Origin of the sequence: Paenibacillus chitinolyticus NBRC 15660, from assembly GCF_000739915.1 — a bacterium.
Lineage (GTDB): Bacteria > Bacillota > Bacilli > Paenibacillales > NBRC-103111 > Paenibacillus_F > Paenibacillus_F chitinolyticus.
This window is the reverse complement of sequence record NZ_BBJT01000009.1, coordinates 124,385-144,382: the sequence shown is the minus strand read 5'-3', so window position 1 is coordinate 144,382 and position 19,998 is coordinate 124,385. Positions and strand designations below refer to the sequence as shown.

Below are 19,998 nucleotides of genomic sequence, written 5' to 3'. Positions count from 1 at the left end.
CGCTGCATAACAAAAAGCCTTCCTGTCCACAAGGGACGAGAAGGCTTTAAACTCGCGGTACCACCCTAATTAAAGCACCTTCACCGGCATAAGGCCAGGCAGGCGCTTTCACTCCATTCGGATAACGGGAAATATCCCGGAAGAAAGCTACTGAAAGAAACTTCCGCTCAATCCTGACCAGACGGCGGTCGTCAAGCCGTTCCGATCATACGGCCGGCTGCTCTCGTGTTCACAATCCCTGCTCCGGACGGTATTTCGCTGAGGAGACCGGCACCGATTCACACCCGCCATCGGCTCTCTGTTCCCTGCATCTTCCCGCTACTGAAGTCCATCGACGCATTTTGATTAATATCCAGTTCCCTAAATTTATATCATAAAGAAACAAACGGTGTCAATCCGCGTCCTTAGGACCAAAGTCACGGCGGTATTCAAGATTTTGGCTTTGTGCTATAATTGAGGCGGTTATTAAAGGAGGAATCCTGGTAAAATGGCAAAAAAACTTTCTTTTTTACAAAATCCGGGAGTCCGAAAGACGCTTAAAGTCACCTTTCATACGGTTAAGTGGTTGTTTGTGGCATTTCTTGTTGTCGGAATTATGGGGGGAGCCGCCGCTTTCGGCTACGTAAGCGCTCTTGTCAAAAACGAGCCCGTCCGGAATAAAGAGGAAATGCGCAAAAAAATCGAAGAGAACGCCATCACGGGCTTTGTCTACTTTAACGACGATGCCGTCATCGGACAGCTTCGTACGGAAGAGGACAGGCGGCTTGCCGAATTGGCGGAAATTCCTCAAGTCGTTCTCGACGCGGTGCTCGCGATTGAAGATAACGATTTTTACAAACACAACGGGGTTGACTTGAAAGGCTTATCCCGTGCCGTAACACAGAAACTGCTGAACGAAGACGTACAAACCGGCGGGAGTACGATCACCCAGCAGCTGACCAGACGCGTTTTTCTGACATTGGACCGGGATGCCGGGCGTAAAGCCAAAGAAATCCTGTTGTCCTTGAGGATGGAAAGACTTTTATCCAAAGATGAGATTCTGCTGGCCTATTTAAATAAAATTCCTTACGGAAACGGAGCTACGGGCTATAACCTGTTCGGCATTAAAGCGGCCGCCAAAGGCGTCTTCAATATCGACGAACTGAATCAGCTGAATGTCGCCCAGGCCGCTTACCTTGCCGGCCTTCCCCAGCAGCCGAGCAACTACTCGGCATACACGAGCAGCGGCGCGCCCAATCCGACGGGACTCAAAAACGCGATTGCACGCCAGAAACTTGTGCTGAAGCGGATGCGCGAGGAAAACAAAATAAACGAAGCGCAGTACAACGAGGCACTCGCCTTCGATATTGAAGCTTCTCTTGCCAAGCGCCAGCAAAAAGCATATGCCAGCTACCCCTATCTCATGATTGAAGCCGAGAAAGAAGCCGTCAAGCTGCTTCTTAAACAGGAGCATCCGGACCTTGATCCCGAAAAAGACGCGGCCGCTTACAGCGAAGCATCCAAGGCTATGCATACCCAGCTTCTGCGCGGCGGCTATCAAATTTACACGAGCATAGACAAAACGATCTATGACTCCATGCAGACGATCGGCAAAGAAGCGAAGAACTATTCCCCGACCGATTCCAAAAAAGGCGAGGAACAAGTCGGAGCGGTCATGATGGACAGCAAAACGGGCGCCGTTCTCGGGATGATCGAAGGTCGCGATTTCAACAAATCGCAGATGAACAACGCGGTCCAGGCCGTCAGGCAGCCGGGTTCCACGATGAAGCCGATTGCGGCATACATTCCCGCCATGGAATCCGGCAAAATCCAGCCGGCCAGCGTTATCGACGATTCGCCCGTAATTTTGAAAGACGGAGCGAGAGGCTATCACATTCCCGAGAACTGGAACCACAAGTACAGCGGACTGATCACGGCCCGCAAGGCGTTGAACCAATCCTACAACATCCCGGCGATCAAGCTGTTCACGGACACCGTCGGAATTAAGGAAGCTTGGACGTTCGCCAAGAAACTGGGGATTACCACGATTGAAAAAGACGATTATAACGCTCAAACGGGCGTAATCGGCGGTCTTAAATACGGCGTGACCGTTAAGGATATGACCGGCGCTTATGCGGCCATGTCCAACAAAGGACTGTACAACGAAGCGTTTATGATCCGGAAAATTACGGATTCGACCGGCAAAGTAATTTATGAGCACGAAATGAAGCCGACGCGTGTCTTCTCCGAGGAGACAGCCTACCTGATTACGGACATGATGAGAACCGTTATTACAGAAGGAACGGCGACAAGTATCAAGAAAAGCTTTAAGTTTTACGGCAAAATACCGGTGGTCGGTAAAACCGGCTCTACGCAGGACGATGCCGACGCCTGGTTCATGGGGTATACTCCGAACATTACGGTCGGTGTGTGGGCGGGTTACGAGCTTCCGGTGAATAAGCTCAGTAAAGCCGGGACTCAGCGCGCCATGAACATGTGGTCGCTCATTATGAACACCGCCGTCGAGAAGAAACCCGAGCTGTTCCCGGACACCTCGTTTAATCGGCCTTCCACGGTCGTTCAGGCGACCGTATCCGACGTGTCCGGCAAACTTCCGAGCGATTTGAACCGGCAGTCCGGACACGTGGTGACGGATTGGTTTAACCGTAAATACATTCCTAAAACCGTCGATAACTCGATGAAATCCATGAGTACGATCGAATACAACGGCATTAACTATATTGCGCAAGATCAGACTCCGGGCGATATGGTAAAATCGAAAGTTGTTATTGTCCGCGAGAAGTCAGTTAATTCCCTGCTGAAAGAGCTTTCTGCGGTTCTTAACAAACTTCCGGCCAAGAACCGCCGTCCGCTCAGCTTCTACAAGCCTAAGGACTACGACGAGGACGCGCCTTCCGAGATCGACCCGCGCAAGGATGACGGAAGCGATCCGAATCCTCCTTCGAAAGTGGCGGCAACCAAATCGGGCGGCACCGTGGTCATCACGTTCCAGCCAAGCGGGAACAACGATGTAGTCGGCTACCGGCTGTACCGTTCGGACAACGGCGGTCCTTATATCCGGCAGAATGGCAAGGTCGTCATGACCGGAAGCGACAGCAAGTTCACGGATAGCGTGAGCCCCTCATCCGCCCAGTCCTACTATGTCACCGCGGTTGACGTAGCCGGACGGGAATCCGCTCCCGGAAAAGCCTCTTCGACGGGCTCCGGCTCCTCCGTTGACTCCGGATTAGTTCCGGGAGACGGAGGCAGCCAAAACGGAGGGAACGGCGGCTCCGACCAGGAATCGGAAACCAAGCAGACACCGTCCTCTCCTACAGGACTGAGCGTGAAAAGCAGCGGCAGCGGATTAAAGCTGCAATGGAACGAGAATTCTTCCAAAGATAAAGTTAAACGCTATAATGTCTATTATGCCGAGAAAGCGGATGGAAGTTACAAAAAGATCGATGCCGCTCTCTCTGCCGAATATGCAAACTCGTCCGTAAAACATGACGGGTATTACAAAGTGTCGGCCGTGAACGATGCCGGAGAATCTCGGTTGTCTTCCGCGGTAAAATATGCGGCTCGTTAAATCCGTTGAACGCGCCGGATAAATGTTAAAAGAAAAGCCCGCGAGGCTGCTAAGCTTGATTGCTTGGCAGCTCCGGGCTTTTCTTTTAGCTTATCTATCAAGCGAAAATCGCAGAACTTGCATAGGAACGGAAACCGAACCCATGAAAAAGAACAATTGTAGAGCAAAAAAGAGCGGCCGTCAGGCCGCTCTTTCCTTTTTTAATCTTCAATCGTCGACAGGTCGCCTGTCGGCAGGTTAAGTTCCCAAGCTTTGAGCACGCGGCGCATGATTTTACCGCTGCGCGTTTTAGGAAGTTTGTCTTTAAACTCGATCTCGCGAGGAGATGCGTGCGCAGACAAACCTTCTTTTACAAACTTGGCGATGTCCGCTTTAAGTTCATCGGATGGCTCGAACCCTTCGCGAAGCGCGATGAACGCTTTGATAATCTCGCCGCGCATCGGATCCGGCTTGCCGATAACACCCGCTTCCGCAACGGCCGGATGCTCGACCAGTTTGCTTTCTACCTCAAACGGACCTACCCGCTCGCCCGCGGTGTTAATAACGTCGTCGATACGGCCCTGGAACCAGAAGTAGCCATCCTCATCCATGTAAGCGGAGTCCCCGGATATATACCAGCCGGTTATTCTGAAATACTCTTCGTATTTGGCAGGGTTGTTCCAAATTTTGCGCATCATGGACGGCCAAGGCGTTTTGACCGCTAGGTTGCCCATCCGGTTTGGCGGAAGAACATTGCCGCTGTCATCGATAATGGCAGCTTCCACCCCTGGAATCGGACGTCCCATGGAACCCGGCTTGATCGGCATGCTCGGGTAGTTACAGATGAGCTGGCCGCCTGTTTCGGTCATCCACCAGGTGTCGTGAATACGCTGGCCATATACTTTCAGACCCCAACGTACGACCTCCGGGTTAAGAGGCTCCCCTACGCTCAGTACATGACGGAGCGAGGACAGATCAAACTGGTGGACCACATCGTCTCCGGCACCCATCAGCATGCGGAAAGCGGTCGGAGCGCTGTACCAGACGGTCACTCCGTATTTCTGAATCGTATTATACCAGTCCTGCGGACTGAAACGTCCGCCGCGGATTACGTTCGTAGCTCCGTTAAGCCAAGGGGCGAAAATACCGTAAGATGTGCCGGTAACCCAACCTGGATCGGCCGTACACCAGTACACATCGTCTTCTTTAAGATCAAGGACAATATTGCCCGTATAGTAATGCTGAACCATGGCGTTATGCACATGGAAAACGCCTTTAGGCTTGCCTGTAGAACCGGATGTGTAATGCAGAATCAATCCGTCTTCACGGTCTACCCACTCGATGTCGAGTTCTTCGGACGCCTGCGCCATTTCCTTGTGGAAATCCACTTGGCCTTCCTGCAGTTCAAGATCTTCGCCAACGACAATAACATGCTTCAGATTAGGCAGCTCGGCCGTTGGGATACGGTGTACGAGTGCGGGTGTCGTAATAATGGCGACAGCTTCGCTGTCGTGCAGACGGTCGCGTACCGCCATTTCCATGAATGCTTCGAAGAGCGGTCCGACTACCGCACCGATCTTGATGGCCCCGAGAAGCGCCATATACAGTTCCGGAGTACGCGGCATGAAAATAAAGAAACGGTCTCCCTTATTCACACCAAGCTTGCGGAGCACGTTCCCGAATTGATTGGATGTCGTTTTCAATTGAGAGAAGGTATAGGACTCGTCTCTCTTCTGATCGCTATAATAGAGGGCGACTTTGTCTTTTCTGGAAGATTCGGCATGGCGGTCGATCGCTTCGTAAGCCATGTTCACTTTACCTGTATCGAACCAGGAAAAATTGGATTCTATCTGTTCCCAATTGAACGATTCCCGGGCTTTTTCGTAATCGCCTAGGTTGCCGTTTTGTGAAACTGCATCTACTACTTCACCTTTTAATTGGTTCATTTCTCCTACCTCCCGACAATTGAAACGCTTTCAATCTTTTTTGAATGCTTTGTGCCTGACAGGAAGAAAAGCGCACTTTTCACCATGTATATTATATCACAGCAGGTTATGTTTGCCTATTGCTTTTCAATTTGCCGAAAAATGTGATATAAGAGAGTATAGAGAGAACTGCGTTACCGACGCCGCTTTTAAGGAGACTCCCTCTCATGGACCATAAAAAAATTTATCATTCGCACTCTTTCTTGCCGCCTGGCCTGGATGCGGAGATCACCGTGGAGGGTCCCGTATCCCCCGATCACCTGCGCGGCCTTCAGATGCATGCCGATCTGGATGCTTTCCGCAAGCCGAAAGACCAGCATGAAGCCCTGATCGAAATCGCGGAGCTGCCCGAGGGCCGCATTATTATCGCCCGTACCGGGGACTGGATTGTAGGCTATGTCACCTTCCATTATCCCGATGAAATCGAACGCTGGTCACAAGGCAATATGCCTGACTTGATTGAACTCGGGGCGATCGAAGTCGCCAACAGCTACCGGGATCTCGGACTCGGCAAAAAGATGATCCGGCTCGCCTTTACGGACGGACAGTTGGAGAACGTCATTACGTTCACGACCGAATATTATTGGCATTGGGACCTGGAAAGCAGCGGGCTCAGTGTGTGGGATTACCGCAAAATGATGGAAAACCTGATGAAATGCGTAGATATGGTGTGGTTTGCCACCGACGATCCGGAAATATGTTCGCACCCGGCCAACTGCCTGATGGTTCGCATCGGAAGCAAAGTTCCACTGGCTTCCGTCGAGCAGTTCGACCGCATCCGCTTTCAACAACGGTTCATGTATTAAGAACCATTTCCTGGATTACGGGAGGAACAGCTCGAGATGAAGAACGAATCGGTTTTTGTATTTAACGAGCATGAAGCGACCTACAAGTTCAACGAGGAACATCCTTTTAATCCGAAAAGACTGCTGCTCACGATTGACCTACTCAGAAAGGCCGGAGCTCTGAACGACTCCGAAATCGTCACTCCCCGCGTAGCCACGGATGACGAGCTTCTCCGCGTCCATCAACCCGCTTATATCGATGCCGTGAAAGCGCTTAGCGAACTCTCCCCTTCGCTTGATTGGGTGAACAGCGCGGCCAAGTACGGATTGGACACGGAGGAAACGCCCTATTTCGCCTGGATGCATGACGTCACCTCGATGATAGTCGGCGGTTCCATAACGGCTGCCGATACCGTAATGTCAGGCAGAGCGAAGCGGGCGTTCCATCTGGGCGGCGGCCTGCACCACGCTCTGCAGAGCAAGGGAGCCGGCTTCTGCGTCTATAACGACGCTTCCGCCGCCATTGCCCATCTTACCGAGCATTACAACGCGAGGGTTCTGTACATCGACACGGATGTCCACCATGGCGACGGCGTTCAATGGAGCTTTTACACCGATCCGCGCGTATGCACGTTCTCCATCCACGAAACCGGGAAATATTTATTTCCCGGGACGGGAGATGTGACGGAGCGGGGCGAGGGCGAAGCGTTCGGCACCTGCGTGAATGTTCCGGTGGAGCCGTACACCGAAGACGACTCCTGGCTTGAAAGCTTTGAAGCGGTTCTGGTGCCGCTGATTGAGCGTTTCAAGCCCGATATCATCGTGTCTCAGCACGGCTGCGACGCGCATGCCCTTGATCCGCTGGCCCATGTACACTGTTCCATGCGGATCTACAAAAGAATGCCCGAGCTAATCCGCGAGCTGGCCGACAAGTGGTGTGACGGCCGCTGGGTTGCGCTCGGCGGCGGAGGCTACGACATCTACAGGGTCGTTCCGCGTGCCTGGAGCCTGGTCTGGCTGGTCATGACCGGGCACCCGCTGCTACAGGAGCTGGAGAGCAATCCACTCCTTCCCCTGCCGGCGGCGTGGGTTGCCGAGCAGCAGCCCGGAAGCCCCGTCAGGCTACCGGCCACTTGGCTAGATGACGTGGCGGATTGGGAACCGATCCCGCGCAGGGAAATCATTACCGAGAAAAACAAGAAAACCGTGGAGATCGCTCTGCTTTATTTAAAGTGAGCGCGATCCCCGCGGTTTTTTAATTCAGTTTGCTTCCGTACATGGGTGATATCTCCACTGCTGCGTGCATGCCAGACGAAATTTCTTTCAAATCCGTTGGAACAAAAAAGGCTGACCGGTTTAAAACCGGCCAGCCTTCTTCATATGCCTATCCGTCCATTATAACGAACGCACCATATGTTCAATGATCCGGTGCGAATTTTCGGAAGCCTGCTTGGTAAATTCCGCGAAATTAACGTGCGCCGAGCCGTCCGCTTTATCGGACATGGACCGGATCACGACGAACGGAACTTTGTTCATGGAACAAACCTGCGCCACGGCCGCACCTTCCATCTCCGTGCAGGTCCCGCCGAGCTCCTGGTGAAGCTCCGCCACTTTGTCGCGCGAAGCGACGAATTGGTCCCCGGACAGGACGAGTCCTTGCTTCGTTCTTCCCTGGAACAGCTCCCGGCTTGCCTCATCCGCCAATTTCACCAGCTGAGGGTCCGCCTTGAAGACCGAGACTTCCTCGTAAGGAATGACTCCGCGCGGGAAGCCAAGGGGCGTCACATCCATGTCATGCTGCATGCAGGTTGTGGAGATGACGATATCGCCAATATTCAGCTCCGGATCCAGCGCTCCGGCAACGCCTGTAAACAGCACGGCATCAACACCGAAGCTGTCAATCAGAATCTGCGTGCAGACGGCGGCGTTCACCTTGCCTACTCCCGATTTACAAACCACAACGGATTTGCCTTCAAACTGGCCTTCCCTGTATGTAATGCCGGCTTTGTTCGTTTCGGTTACGCCGCTCATCCCGCCGACAAGCAGTTCGATTTCTTCATTCATGGCGCCGATCAGACCGATTTTATTTATCATCCTAATGTAGCCTCTACTTTCCGCTCAACAAAAAGCGGCTCAACGAGGAGCCACTGAGCTGCGCTTAATGATTTCATGCGGGAGAACGACTTGAGTAAGTTCCATCGTTTCCTTGTTCATCAATTTCGTAAGTAGACGCATGGACACCGCGCCGATATCGTACATAGGCTGCGCCACCGTCGTTAATTGAGGACGCACCATAGAAGCCATCCGGATATTATCGATACTCATCACGGAAATATCCTTCGGTACGGAAAGCCCTTCGTCCTGAATTTTGTGAATGGCGCCGATCGCCATTTCGTCCGTCGCCGAGAAAATAGCGGTCGGGCGCGTCGGCAGCTTCAGGAAATAATCCGTCGCATCGATTCCCGATTCATACCGGTAATTGCCCAGTCTTACGTAATCTTCGTTCACTTCGATGCCTGCATGCTCCAGCGCCTTCTTGTAGCCCTGGTAGCGCGCAAAGCCGTTAGCCGGATCTTGAAGAGGTCCGGAGATCATGGCGATCGTACGGTGGCCGCTCTCGATCAGAAGCTGCACGGCATCGTAAGCCGCTTTCTCGTGATCGATATCGACGGACGGCATTACGTTCTGCTCGTCGGCCGTACCGCAGAGCACAACCGGAACGGAAGAAGTCCGGAACGCATTGATATGATCTTCCGTCACGACGCCGCCCATAAAGAGAAGCCCGTCCACCTGCTTCTCCAGCAGCGTGTTGATGACGCGGATTTCTTTCTCTTTCTTCTTGTCGGCGTTGCTCAAAATAATATTGTAATGATACATGTTCGCAATGTCTTCGATTCCACGCGCCACTTCCGCAAAAATCGAGTTTGAAATATCAGGGATAACCACGCCGACTGTCGTTGTTTTCTTCGATGCAAGACCCCGGGCAACAGCATTGGGGCGATAACCGAGCCGTTCGATTGCTTCGAATACTTTCTTCCTTGTCTGCGGCTTCACGTTCGGGTTATTGTTGACGACACGCGAAACCGTGGCCATCGATACTCCTGCTTCTCTTGCTACGTCATAAATAGTAACGGTCACGGTCACTCTCTCCATTTATTCAAATATTCGTCGTCCTTGCCATATTACAGACTATCATACGACATTATTTCCCTTTTCGCAATTAAAACACTTTCACACCTAATAGTAGCAAAAAATACGCATGAAAGCCAACTCAACGATGTTCATACCCGCTTTCGCGGGAAGCCTCATCGTTCAAGTTGGCTAAGTAATCAACCGCAATCCTATCCAAGCGCATCCGGCGGATGGGGATGTAAGGAAGGTCACTGCCTGCAATCAGCCGCAAGTCCTATCCGCAAAAGCTTCCTGCAGCCGGTCGTCCGACAGCATATGCTCGCTGATTTGAGCCAGCCTGCTGCGGATCTCCCCCGCCCAGCCCATATCCCCGACAGAGGTAGCCAGAAGCAGCAGATCCAGCAATTCATTGACTCTTTCCTCAACGGCCTGCTTAAATCCGTACCCATCCTCGGAGGAACAAGCGAGCCGGACAATGAGGCAGGCGATTTCGGACACGTCTTCGAACCGCAGGATCTGCTTTTCCGGTTTCGGGCCGAGCGTATCGATCAATTCCGTAACTTTAGGTTTTACGCTCGAATAAACAACGCTTTTGCCGCATGCTTCACATGAGTAGATGGGTACGTTTTCAATCTCTACCTTTTGTTTAAACACGACGGTTCTCAAGCATAAATGAATCGGTTGTCCGCAGCAGTACCCTTTTTGCATCATAATCACTCACTCCTCTAGCAGCCGATTGAAACTTGCTGTCTTCGTCTTACTTAGCTACTTCTATCCGGGTGAATGATATTCCTGCTTTTCAAGGCCTGTCACATATTCCCTTTTTTTTGAAAATTTCATTTATTTTTGAAGGCAGCGTTATCTCTGTGCCTACCGTTAATTTGTGGCCTTTTTCTGAATCAATACCTCGATAAAAGCTTTCATAAAAGCGGGCAGGTCCGGAGGACGCCGCCCCGAAACGATATTGCGGTCGACCACGGCTTCCTCGTCCACCCAGATCGCTCCGGCGTTTTCAAGATCGTCCCGGATGCCCGGTGTAGAGGTCATCGTATAGCCTTCCACGATTTTGGCCGAAATCAAAACCCAGCCCGCGTGACAAATCTGCGCAATCGGTTTTTGCGCCTCATGAATTTCGCGGGTAAACCGCAGAACGTCGGCATATCTGCGCAGTTTATCGGGCGCCCAGCCGCCAGGCACGTACAGCCCGTCATAATCGGCCGCGCTTACGTCTCCGAAGGCGACATCCGTCGTAATCGGCACGCCGTATTTGCCGTGATAAATTTCGCGGGCTTTGGGCCCTGCGATATCGACGACTGCTCCCGCTTCCCGCAAACGAAGAACGGGGTACCACATTTCCAGATCCTCGAATTCCTCATCGACAAACGCCAGTATGCGCTGGCCTTTCAAATCCTGTACGGTCATAGTAAATCCCTCCTGGTTTAGTGAGAATAGGTTAAGAAGCGCTCGACCTGGAATCCGCCTGCCGGAGCACCTGCTCGATCTCTTCGCTGGTGCCGCACTGCAGGACTTCCTGAAGCAGGCGTTCGCACTCGGCGTGATTGCTCGTCAGCAGACGATGCTTGATCGGAAGAATAAGCTGGACGGACATGCTCAGCTCCTCGATGCCCAGCCCCAGCCAAAGAGGCAGCGCGCGGATATCTCCGGCGAACTCCCCGCATACGGCAACGGGTATACCGGCCGCCTTGGCCGCATCAATGGTCAGCTTCAGCAGCCGGATTACGGCGGGATGATACGGATTGTACAAATGGGCGATGCTGTCGTTCATCCGGTCCACCGCCAAAACGAACTGGATCAGATCGTTGGTTCCGATGCTGAAGAAATCAACTTCTTTGGCCAGAACGTCGGCAATCAGGGCCGCGCCCGGCACTTCAATCGTCAAGCCGACCTCAATGTCGGGGTTAAACGGCTTACCCCGGCTTTTCAGTTCCTGCTTGGCTTCCGCCAGCAGAGCGTTAGCCTCTCTAAGCTCGCCCAGCGAGGAGATCATCGGGTACATCAGCTTTACTTGACCAAAGTGCGAGGCCCGCAAAATCGCGCGAAGCTGGGTTTTGAACAGTTCGCGGCGATCCAGCGAGATCCGGATAGCCCGGCATCCCAGCGCCGGATTCTCCTCCACCTGAAGCGGAAGGTAATCCAGCTTCTTGTCTCCGCCGATATCCAGCGTGCGGATGATGAGCGGCCTGCCGTCCAGCTTGACCGCCGCCTGCTTATACACCTCGGTCTGCTCCTCTTCATCCGGCAGTGAGTCCCGGTCCATGTAGAGAAATTCCGAGCGGAATAAACCGACTCCGACAGCACCGTTTTTGAGCACCTGGTCGATTTCTTTGATCGAGCTGATATTCGCCGCCAGCCGGACCTGCTTGCGGTCCTGAGTCATGGACGGGACGTGGGCGATTTCCTGCAGCCGCTCGCGGTGCATGAGCCAATCCGTCTTGCGCGACTCGTACAGCTCCACGGTGCCGCTGTCCGGGTTCACGTAGACGATCCCTTCCTCGCCGTCCACAATCATCAAGTCGCCGTTCTGAATAGGCCGGATAAGCTTGCCTTCCAGCCCCAGCACGAACGGAATTCCCATCGCGCGGCTCATAATCGACGTGTGCGAGGTCAGTCCGCCCATCATTGTGACGATGCCCAGCACGCGGGCCGGGTCCAGATGCACCAGTTGGGAAGGGGTAAGTTCCTTCGCCACGAGTACGTAGGAATGATCCGTCGGCGGCGGAGTATCGTCCCCGCTGCCCAGCAGATGCTTCAGAAGACGGTTGCCTACGTCTTTAATGTCCATGGCCCGTTCTTTCATATAGTCATCGTCCAATACGTCGAACATTTCGACGAATTTGTCGATCACTTCTTTGACGGCCACCTCTGCGGCTTTGTACTGCCGGCTGATGATACCCTGAATTTCGTTCATAAACACGGGATCTTCCAAAATCGCCAGATGAGCGTCGAAAATGTACGACTGCTCCTGGCCCAGGACGTCCCGGATCTCTTGTTTTATATGTTCCAATTCGTCTTTGGACGAACGGATCCCGTCATACAGCCGTTCGAATTCAAACGACAAATCGGTGGCGTCCACCATCTTATCCGGGAACTCCCAATCCCAGGCGGGGATCACGTAAGCGGGACCCATGGCGATCCCCGATGAAGCTCCTATCCCTTTAAACATTTGAAGTCCCTCCGCTCTGTTCCGGTTTTTTCAGCACAACGGACATCACGGACGCCTGCCCTTTTTTAACGGATTTATAGGGGGCAAAACTCCATGATTTGACACGGTCCGAATTGGTAATCACCATAGGGGTGGCCAGCGATTTGGCGTGCTTCTTCAACTGACTGTAGTTAAAACGGATCAGCAGTTGCCCCGCCTCCACCTCGTCTCCGGGCCGTACCTGAGCCTCGAAGAAATTTCCGGTTAATGTGGATGTGTCGATGCCGATGTGCAGCAGAACTTCAAGTCCTTCCTCTGTCTGAATCCCGAGCGCATGCATCGTCGGATAAACGTGCATGATTTTACCCGCTACCGGCGACAGCAGCTCCCCTTTGTCCGGTATGAAAGCAACCCCGTTGCCGACAATTTTTCCCGCGAAAATGCGGTCCGGCACGTCCTCCAGCGGAATCATTCTTCCCGCCATCGGGGAACTGAAGAGCACAAGCTGGATGTCTTTGCGCAGCAGCTTCATGATTTCTTCCCGGATCAATTCGGAGAATGTGCCGAAAACGACCTGCACGTTGCCGCCGCCTAAGCGAATGACTCCGGCCGCTCCAAGGTGCTTCAGTGCGGCGATATCCATGAGGCGGTCGGATTCAAGCGTCAATCTCAGCCGCGTGATGCAGGCTTCGATTTTTTTGATATTCCCCTTGCCCCCAAGCGCTTGGACGATAAGCGGCGCCCGGTAAGGGATGTCGCCTGCCCATTCTTCGAGCGATGAACCTTCCTCCCGCCCCGGGGTCGGAATGCGGTAACGCCGGATGGCGTACCTGAACATGACATAGTACACCGCTCCGAACACAAGTCCGATCGGAATAAGCATCCATCCGTTGCGCGACAAATGCTCGTTAATGACAAAATCGATAGCTCCGGCGGAATAAGAGAAGCCATGCGAAATATTCAGCGCATACGCGATCCACATGGCAAAGCCGGATAAAATGGCATGAATCACGAACAAGTAAGGAGCGACGAACAGAAAGGCAAACTCAATCGGCTCCGTGACGCCGGTCAGGAAAGAAGTCAGTGCCGCCGTCATAAAAGTAACTCGGACATGAGGCTTCAAATCTTCCCTTGCCTCGTGGATAATGGCGAAAGCAATGGCGGGAAGCGCGAACATCATAATCGGATACAATCCGGCCATGTAGGCCCCGGCCGTCGGATCACCCGCGAAGAAACGGGGCAGATCGCCATAAACCATATCACCGTTCGGTTCTTTGTAAGCGCCCAGTTGAAACCAGAAGAAATTGTTCAGGATATAATGAAGCCCGGAAGGCACAAGAAGACGGTGCGCGATGCCATACAAAAAAGCACCGAATCCGCCGAGGCTGAGAACCCATGCCGTCAACTGCTCCATCCCGTTCTCCAGGACGGGGCCCAGCTTGATCATCAGGATGGACAGGACGAGCGTAACGACTCCCATAATAAGCGGAACCATCCGCGGGCCTCCGAAAAACTGTACGTATTCGGGGAGCTGGATCCGCTTGCACCGGTGGTACGCGACCGCCGACAGCAGACCGATCAGGATTCCTCCCGCGACCCCCAGTTGAAACGTTTCGCCCAGCTGATGCTGGGTCAATACGGTGAATAAAAAGTAGCTCATCAGCGCGGAAAGTCCGGCAATACCCGCATTCTCCGTCAAACCGAGAGCAACGCCCACCGCGAATACAAGCGGCAAATATGTAAAAATGGTATGACCCGCAAGCAGCATCATATCGCCGAGCCATGCCGCCCCCAAACTATCCCATGGCAGGATTCCCAGTCTTATAAGTACTGCGGCAACAGGGAGCGTAATCATCGGAAGCATTAAAGAACGCCCGAATTGCTGCAAATTTCCCATCCAGTTCAACTTAAGCCCTGCCTCCTCTCTATTTCGATCCTAATGGCTGCCGCACTTTTTGTCAAAAACAAATAAGCGGGTCCGAAGACCCGCTTGACGGCATAAAGCGGCATGACGATGCTGTAAGCCATCGTCAGCCTTTAATTAAAACGTACCTGTCGTGTACGGAATGCCCGTGTTGAAACGGCCGGATTGAGCGGAACCTACGCTGCTGGAGTAACCGCCGATCTGCTGCTGAGCCGGAGTTTGGGAATCCGAAGTCAGGTAGCTGTCATGGGCCGGCTGGTCGCCGCGGTAGCTAGCCGTATGGTAAGACTGCGGGGAGGCGGATTGACTGTAGCTTTGTGTGCCGTAGCCTTGGCCATACGATTGACCGTAGGATTGGGAACCGTAATTTTGGGAGCCGTAGCCTTGGCCGACAACGGATTGGCTCAGCCCGTAAGAAGCTTGGCCGTAGCCTTGTTGGGACGGAGACTCGGAATCCGAACGCAGGTAGTTGTCGTGTCCCGGCTGATCGCCACGGTAGTTAGCCGTGTGGTAAGACTGAGGGGCAGCGAATTGTCCGTAGCTTTGTTGTTGGCTCGTGTAGAATTGGTTTCCTTGGTTGCCGTAAGCTTGGGAACCATAGGATTGAGTCAGGCCCTGGGAAGCTTGTCCGAAACCTTGTTGTTGGGCCGGATTTTGGGAATCCGAGCGCAGGTAGCTGTCATGACCCGGTTGGTTGCCGCGGTAGTTAGCCGTGTGGAACGATTGCGGGTTTTGGTAGCTGCCGTATTGCTGGGAATTCTGGTACTGGTTCTGACCGTACGAAGATTGAACATAACCGGTCGGCTGGAACTTGTTTTGGTATTGGGACTGGGAGCCGATACCGGCTTGATTTTGATACTGGTTGTACATGCGGAGTTCCTCCTTTAAGGAAATTGATGAGTCTTCCAGACAAGTCTTTCCTTGTTCTGAAGCCTCCCCTATTGTTTGCAGGAGCCGCTGAAATTATGAACCTTCCCGAAATATTTTTTTCTGAAAAAATAAAACCCGACTAAAGCCTGCGCCTTAGTCGGGTAATGCTATTTTTAGCGGCTGTATCGTACCGGTTCAGTTGCCTCTCGGATTCAAAATCGCATCTTCCACCTTGATGCAGCGGTCCATGACGACCTTCAAGCCGCCGCGTTGCGCAATCTCAGCCGCTTCTTCATTATAAACGCCCTGCTGCAGCCAAAGAACTTTGGCTCCCTTGCGGACCGCTTCCTCCGCGATCGGCACAACCTGGTCGCTTCTGCGAAACACATTGACGATATCCACATTACCGGGAATATCGGATAGGCTGGCATAGCTTTTGCCGCCCAAAATGACATCCGCATTCGGATTAACCGGAATAATCTCGTATCCGCGGGATTTCATGGCTGCCGATACCATGTGCGACACCCTTTCCGGGTTATCGGACAAACCTACTACGGCAATGGGGCCGGCTGAAGCCAGCAAGGTTTTGATTTCGTCTCTGGACGGATTTTCAAAAGGCATGAGAACACTCCCTTTCGTAATTTAAAGAACCGGCATTGTCCGTTGTCTGTTCTTAATCAGCCGTGTAGGACAAGCCTTGCTTGCCCATCGCTTCCCAGATGTCGATGAACAGCTTTTTATCCAGCCGGACATTTTTGCTGCCCGTCCACGGGTCGTTCACGTAAACGGACGTCTCGTCGTACCCGACCATCAATACCGCATGCTCGGAAAATGTCGCGCGGATCGGACCGATGGAGGTATTCCATTCGGACCAGCGGGTCGGCATCGTGAAACCGATGGTCGTCCAAACGACAACCGGGCGGCCGTTTGCGATTTGTTTTTCATACACGTCAAAAGATTCGCCCGTTATATCTACGGCAGAAGGAATATACGACTTCAACAGCGGAAACAGCGCCTTGTGGTAAATGCCGAAGCCTTTAGACTTCCCGGTGCCGTCTCCTACGTAACCAATGTTCGGGTGTCCCCACGAGGCAATGGTCCCGTCTTTGTTCCAGACGATAGGAGTCGGGTCCTTCGGCATTTCGTCGTACAGCTGCATCTTATCCAGTTTGATGCCTTTATAATGAAGCATCATGGCAATCGAAGTAATTTCACAGCCCGACGGCAGTTCCGGTTTCTGCGCGATAACGGGCGCATCGATCATAGCCTTCGTTTTCGGCTGTTCTTGAACCTGTTCCGCCGCCGGAGGCTGCTCCGGCTCAGGCGGAGGCTGTTTTTCAAGTTTCGCGTCCATGGCCATGACAGTCTGAACGTCTTGCCCGCTTATTTTGGCATATAGCATCACAGACATGAAACCGCCTGAGAACAATAACCCGAGGATCAGAAAGAAACCGAACGTTACTTTCATGCCCCTCCAAATAATGCGCATCCTATTCACCCATTCATTCGTTCGTTAATTCGATGTGCGCTCCGAGTGAAATCATATGATCGAAAAACTGCGGATAAGATTTGGCCACATGGTGGGCGTCGCGGATAACAAGCCCCTGCTTGCTCCTCAGCCCTGCCACGGACAGGGCCATAATGACGCGATGGTCATAATGCGCGTTAATTTCCACGCCTCCTTCAAGCCCTTCCGGCCGGCCGTGGACAATGATTTCGCTTTGACGCTCTTCCACGTCGGCTCCGGCTTTGCGCAGCTCGTTCAGGAAATCCGTAATCCGGTCGCACTCTTTGTAGCGGAGATTCTCCACGTTGTAAAAACGCGAGGTGCCTTCCGCGAACACCGCGGCCGCTACCATAGCAAGCACCGCATCTGTAAAATGATCGCCGTCGAATTCGCCGGCTTTAAGTTTGCCCGTGCCTTGTACGCGCACGATTCCATCCTTGTGAGTCAGCGAGACGCCCATCGCGCGGAGAACGTCCACGCAGGCTTTCTCGCCTTGACGGCTGTTCTCGTCGAGACGATGAACGGTAACATCCGAGTTGGTGACGGCCGCAGCCGCCAAAATCGCCGCGGATCCGGGGTAATCCCCTTGCACGACATACTCCTGCGCACGATAGGATTGATTGCCGGGAATCCGGTAATGCATAAGATCTTCGCTGGCTTCCACGCGAATCCCTGCTTGTTCGAGCACTTCCAGTGTTTGTCCGACAATCACTTTGGACTTCAAATCGTGAAGCACTTCGATTTCACTGTCTTCTTGGAGCAGAGGAGTCAAAAACAGAAGGGAGCTCAAAAATTGCGAGCTTACACTGCCCGATACGGTAATTTTGCCTCCGCGGGGTTGTCCCCCTTTAATAGTTATCGGCAGACGGCCTTCATTATGTTCGACCTGGACGTTCATTTGTTCCAGCGTATCAATGAGATCCATATGCGGCCGCTTGCCGAGCGATTCCGGATACTGATTAATGAAAGTAACTTCACTTTGGCAGAGGGCTGCCGTAGACATCAGAAAACGGAGAACCGCTCCCGCGTTGCCGACGTTTAATTCTTTGATAGGGAGAGGGTTTTTGCCGAATCCCTTAATAACCATCTTATGCTCGTCTTCTTCGATAACCGCGCCCAAATCCCGGATACACCGGCGCATGGCGTCACTGTCTTCACTGTGAGCCGGGTAGTGGATCGTACTCGTACCGTCAGCCAATGCCGCAAGAAGGAGGTAACGAGTCGTATAGTTTTTGGAAGACAGCGCCTGAATTTCTCCCTGCAGGTTCGGTGTCGCTTTTACAATGGCTTTCATGGAATTCATGGTAGTTCTCTCCTTTGGTCGATGAGTGGTCCGTGTAGGGCCTTGTTTTTATATGTAGAAGCCGGCAAAAGCTAAGCCGATTCCGGCCAGATAGCTTACGGCCAGATAGATCATATCCAGATTAAAAAGCTTTTTCTTTCTCAGCTTCCAGCTGTCCAGCTTTAAAGTGGAAAACGTCGTAAAGGCGCCGGTAAAGCCTGTTCCCAGCCCGATAAGCAAGGCGGCATTCGTCACATGCCCGAACAGCCACCCCAGAAAAAAACAACCCGTGAGGTTGACGGCCAGTGTGCCGAACGGAAACGGAGAAGCCGTACGGCTCTGAACCCAGCCGGCTAATTTGTATCTGGCGATGGAGCCGACGAATCCTCCGGCCCCTACCAGCAGCACATTCATCCAGCCCGCGTTCATATGGCTTTCTCCTTCCTGCGGTGCGCGGCAGCCGTGCCCAGACTGACGGCAAGGAGCCCTCCGAGCAGACTGACGCCAATGTACAGCAGGGCTAGGGGAACCCGATGATCCTGAAGCATCCGGACCGTTTCCATACTAAAGGTGGAGAAAGTCGTGAAAGCGCCGATAAAGCCGGTCATAACGGCAGTACGCAGCTCCTGTGGCCATTTCGGCAGCAGAGCCTCGCTGAAATAACCGAGCAGCATGCAGCCGATCATGTTACAGGCCAGCGTGCCCCAAGGGAAGGAACCGGTTCCTTCGTTCCAGAGAACGGATAACCCGTAACGGGACAGGGCTCCGAACACGCCGGCTGTTCCGATGATCCAACTTTTCATGGGCAAACCACCTATTCTGTCCCGTATTTTGCTTTGAAGATAGTCTAGGGGAAGCACGGAGACGGTTTGACTCCGCGCTTCCGGGTTTTGTATAGTTACAGGGAAAACGAGATTACAGGAGGTGCTTTTATATGAATAAGATTCAACCCTCGGAATTGAAAGCCCGACTTGCGGCGGGTGAGCCGCTGTGCGTCATAGACGTACGCGAGCCCGAAGAAGTCGCGGCCGGTCAAATTGCCGGTGCCAAATCGATTCCCTTGATGGAGATTCACACCCGTCTTCACGAAATCCCTAAAGAAGGCGAAGTCATTCTGGTCTGCCGCAGCGGCAACCGGAGCGGGAAAGCGTACGATTTCCTGGAGTCCCAAGGCTTTGCGAATTTGAAAAACATGGAGGGCGGAATGCTCGCCTGGGAACAGCTTTAAGCCCCGCCGCCGGACGAGCGGCCCGGTCAGCCTGAAAGTTCTTCCCGCTTCAGTCTTTCTTTGGTCCAGGCGTTAAAGATGTGTTCGGCAATGTCGTCCGCGGCAAGCGGTGACGTATCGATTGTAAGGTCGGCAAACCTGTACGCATCTTGACGTTCCTGGAGCATCGTACGGACCTTTTCCTCCAGTCCGCTTCCCTGCAGCAAAGGCCGGTTGGAGTCGTTCTTAACCCGCTCCACGATGGTTTCCAGACTTGCGGACAAAGCCGCGACAAAGCCCCGCTCGCTCATGCACGCCCGGTTCTCCTCCGCCAGTACCGCACCGCCTCCGGTTGAAATCACGCGATGGCTGCCGGCCAGCGTCTCCCGGACGACCTCACGTTCCAAAGTCCGGAAATGAGCTTCCCCGTGCGTGGCGAACAGTTCCGGAATCGACATTCCGGCTTTTTTTACAATTTCCTCATCGGTATCTATCATAGGCCAACCTAGCCGATCAGCCAACTTTAACCCGACAGTCGTTTTACCAGTGCCCATAAACCCAATCAGCACTATATTTGATCTCGGTTGTGTGCTCAT

General features: G+C 53.1%; 18 protein-coding genes and 1 other annotated feature. Of the genes, 4 read left to right on the top strand and 14 right to left on the bottom strand.

Features of this window, described 5'->3' with window-relative positions:
• Positions 1 to 28 precede the first annotated feature (28 nt).
• Positions 29 to 344 (bottom strand) — a binding site (T-box leader).
• 143 nt (positions 345 to 487) lie between these two features.
• Entirely contained in the window at positions 488 to 3,568 is a 3,081-nt protein-coding gene (locus tag PCH01S_RS20820) for a transglycosylase domain-containing protein (RefSeq protein WP_042232644.1), read from the top strand.
• Between the two features lie 200 nt (positions 3,569 to 3,768).
• Here the strand turns inward: PCH01S_RS20820 and acsA are convergent, their stop codons facing one another.
• Entirely contained in the window at positions 3,769 to 5,493 is a 1,725-nt protein-coding gene (gene acsA / locus PCH01S_RS20815; protein WP_042232643.1) for an acetate--CoA ligase, read from the bottom strand.
• Between the two features lie 206 nt (positions 5,494 to 5,699).
• Here acsA and PCH01S_RS20810 point away from each other — a divergent pair, with 206 nt between their 5' ends.
• The gene (locus PCH01S_RS20810) at positions 5,700 to 6,338 is read left to right on the top strand and encodes a GNAT family N-acetyltransferase (RefSeq protein ID WP_042232640.1); all 639 of its coding nucleotides are present in this window, start codon (positions 5,700 to 5,702) and stop codon (positions 6,336 to 6,338) included.
• A gap of 36 nt (positions 6,339 to 6,374) precedes the next feature.
• Positions 6,375 to 7,553: an acetoin utilization protein AcuC gene (locus PCH01S_RS20805; protein WP_042232638.1), complete on the top strand. Its 1,179-nt coding sequence runs from the start codon at positions 6,375 to 6,377 to the stop codon at positions 7,551 to 7,553.
• Between the two features lie 159 nt (positions 7,554 to 7,712).
• Here the strand turns inward: PCH01S_RS20805 and PCH01S_RS20800 are convergent, their stop codons facing one another.
• The 12 genes from PCH01S_RS20800 to crcB form a co-directional block, all read right to left on the bottom strand.
• Positions 7,713 to 8,411: a 5'-methylthioadenosine/adenosylhomocysteine nucleosidase gene (locus tag PCH01S_RS20800; RefSeq protein WP_042232635.1), complete on the bottom strand. Its 699-nt coding sequence runs from the start codon at positions 8,409 to 8,411 to the stop codon at positions 7,713 to 7,715.
• Positions 8,412 to 8,450: 39 nt separating this feature from the next.
• Positions 8,451 to 9,470: a catabolite control protein A gene (gene ccpA, locus PCH01S_RS20795; protein WP_009672618.1), complete on the bottom strand. Its 1,020-nt coding sequence runs from the start codon at positions 9,468 to 9,470 to the stop codon at positions 8,451 to 8,453.
• A gap of 240 nt (positions 9,471 to 9,710) precedes the next feature.
• A complete protein-coding gene (locus tag PCH01S_RS20790) occupies positions 9,711 to 10,160 on the bottom strand; it encodes a hypothetical protein (protein WP_241688716.1) in 450 nt (149 codons plus the stop codon).
• A 165-nt stretch (positions 10,161 to 10,325) separates the two neighbouring features.
• On the bottom strand, positions 10,326 to 10,871 hold the full coding sequence (locus tag PCH01S_RS20785) for a type 1 glutamine amidotransferase domain-containing protein (protein ID WP_042232631.1): 546 nt from the start codon (positions 10,869 to 10,871) through the stop codon (positions 10,326 to 10,328).
• A gap of 31 nt (positions 10,872 to 10,902) precedes the next feature.
• Positions 10,903 to 12,633, bottom strand: a complete 1,731-nt coding sequence (gene ptsP, locus PCH01S_RS20780) for a phosphoenolpyruvate--protein phosphotransferase (protein WP_042232629.1) — start codon at positions 12,631 to 12,633, stop codon at positions 10,903 to 10,905.
• Positions 12,626 to 14,518, bottom strand: a complete 1,893-nt coding sequence (locus PCH01S_RS20775; protein WP_042232626.1) for a glucose PTS transporter subunit IIA — start codon at positions 14,516 to 14,518, stop codon at positions 12,626 to 12,628. The genes ptsP and PCH01S_RS20775 overlap by 8 nt, the downstream gene beginning before the upstream one ends.
• Before the next feature lie 135 nt (positions 14,519 to 14,653).
• A complete protein-coding gene (locus PCH01S_RS20770; RefSeq protein ID WP_042232624.1) occupies positions 14,654 to 15,406 on the bottom strand; it encodes a hypothetical protein in 753 nt (250 codons plus the stop codon).
• A gap of 195 nt (positions 15,407 to 15,601) precedes the next feature.
• A complete protein-coding gene (locus PCH01S_RS20765; protein WP_042232622.1) occupies positions 15,602 to 16,027 on the bottom strand; it encodes a CoA-binding protein in 426 nt (141 codons plus the stop codon).
• 52 nt (positions 16,028 to 16,079) lie between these two features.
• A complete protein-coding gene (locus PCH01S_RS20760; protein WP_042232620.1) occupies positions 16,080 to 16,874 on the bottom strand; it encodes a C39 family peptidase in 795 nt (264 codons plus the stop codon).
• A gap of 34 nt (positions 16,875 to 16,908) precedes the next feature.
• Positions 16,909 to 18,207 (bottom strand): 3-phosphoshikimate 1-carboxyvinyltransferase, encoded by a 1,299-nt coding sequence (gene aroA / locus PCH01S_RS20755; protein WP_042232830.1) that lies wholly within the window; start codon positions 18,205 to 18,207, stop codon positions 16,909 to 16,911.
• A gap of 57 nt (positions 18,208 to 18,264) precedes the next feature.
• On the bottom strand, positions 18,265 to 18,624 hold the full coding sequence (locus PCH01S_RS20750; RefSeq protein WP_042232618.1) for a fluoride efflux transporter FluC: 360 nt from the start codon (positions 18,622 to 18,624) through the stop codon (positions 18,265 to 18,267).
• Complete coding sequence (gene crcB / locus PCH01S_RS20745; RefSeq protein ID WP_042232616.1) at positions 18,621 to 18,998, bottom strand: fluoride efflux transporter CrcB; 378 nt, start codon at positions 18,996 to 18,998, stop codon at positions 18,621 to 18,623. Before crcB ends, PCH01S_RS20750 begins: the two co-directional genes overlap by 4 nt.
• Positions 18,999 to 19,129: 131 nt before the next feature.
• Between crcB and PCH01S_RS20740 the strand changes: the two genes are divergently transcribed.
• Complete coding sequence (locus PCH01S_RS20740) at positions 19,130 to 19,423, top strand: rhodanese-like domain-containing protein (protein WP_009672581.1); 294 nt, start codon at positions 19,130 to 19,132, stop codon at positions 19,421 to 19,423.
• A gap of 26 nt (positions 19,424 to 19,449) precedes the next feature.
• On the opposite strand, the gene PCH01S_RS20735 is transcribed toward PCH01S_RS20740, so the two are convergent.
• Positions 19,450 to 19,998 carry a shikimate kinase gene (locus tag PCH01S_RS20735; RefSeq protein WP_042232613.1) on the bottom strand — a complete coding sequence of 183 codons (549 nt, stop codon included), beginning with the start codon at positions 19,996 to 19,998 and terminating at the stop codon, positions 19,450 to 19,452.

Bases quoted from the DNA above. Each gene is read 5' to 3' on its own strand.
- PCH01S_RS20800 (WP_042232635.1), bottom strand. From the start codon at position 8,411: ATGATAAATAAAATCGGTCTGATCGGCGCCATGAATGAAGAAATCGAA.
- ccpA (WP_009672618.1), bottom strand. From the start codon at position 9,470: ATGGAGAGAGTGACCGTGACCGTTACTATTTATGACGTAGCAAGAGAA.
- PCH01S_RS20735 (WP_042232613.1), bottom strand. From the start codon at position 19,998: ATGAGCACACAACCGAGATCAAATATAGTGCTGATTGGGTTTATGGGC.
- PCH01S_RS20765 (WP_042232622.1), bottom strand. From the start codon at position 16,027: ATGCCTTTTGAAAATCCGTCCAGAGACGAAATCAAAACCTTGCTGGCT.
- PCH01S_RS20785 (WP_042232631.1), bottom strand. From the start codon at position 10,871: ATGACCGTACAGGATTTGAAAGGCCAGCGCATACTGGCGTTTGTCGAT.
- PCH01S_RS20790 (WP_241688716.1), bottom strand. From the start codon at position 10,160: ATGATGCAAAAAGGGTACTGCTGCGGACAACCGATTCATTTATGCTTG.
- crcB (WP_042232616.1), bottom strand. From the start codon at position 18,998: ATGAAAAGTTGGATCATCGGAACAGCCGGCGTGTTCGGAGCCCTGTCC.
- PCH01S_RS20770 (WP_042232624.1), bottom strand. From the start codon at position 15,406: ATGTACAACCAGTATCAAAATCAAGCCGGTATCGGCTCCCAGTCCCAA.
- ptsP (WP_042232629.1), bottom strand. From the start codon at position 12,633: ATGTTTAAAGGGATAGGAGCTTCATCGGGGATCGCCATGGGTCCCGCT.
- PCH01S_RS20760 (WP_042232620.1), bottom strand. From the start codon at position 16,874: ATGAAAGTAACGTTCGGTTTCTTTCTGATCCTCGGGTTATTGTTCTCA.
- PCH01S_RS20810 (WP_042232640.1), top strand. From the start codon at position 5,700: ATGGACCATAAAAAAATTTATCATTCGCACTCTTTCTTGCCGCCTGGC.
- PCH01S_RS20750 (WP_042232618.1), bottom strand. From the start codon at position 18,624: ATGAACGCGGGCTGGATGAATGTGCTGCTGGTAGGGGCCGGAGGATTC.
- aroA (WP_042232830.1), bottom strand. From the start codon at position 18,207: ATGAAAGCCATTGTAAAAGCGACACCGAACCTGCAGGGAGAAATTCAG.
- PCH01S_RS20740 (WP_009672581.1), top strand. From the start codon at position 19,130: ATGAATAAGATTCAACCCTCGGAATTGAAAGCCCGACTTGCGGCGGGT.
- PCH01S_RS20820 (WP_042232644.1), top strand. From the start codon at position 488: ATGGCAAAAAAACTTTCTTTTTTACAAAATCCGGGAGTCCGAAAGACG.
- acsA (WP_042232643.1), bottom strand. From the start codon at position 5,493: ATGAACCAATTAAAAGGTGAAGTAGTAGATGCAGTTTCACAAAACGGC.
- PCH01S_RS20805 (WP_042232638.1), top strand. From the start codon at position 6,375: ATGAAGAACGAATCGGTTTTTGTATTTAACGAGCATGAAGCGACCTAC.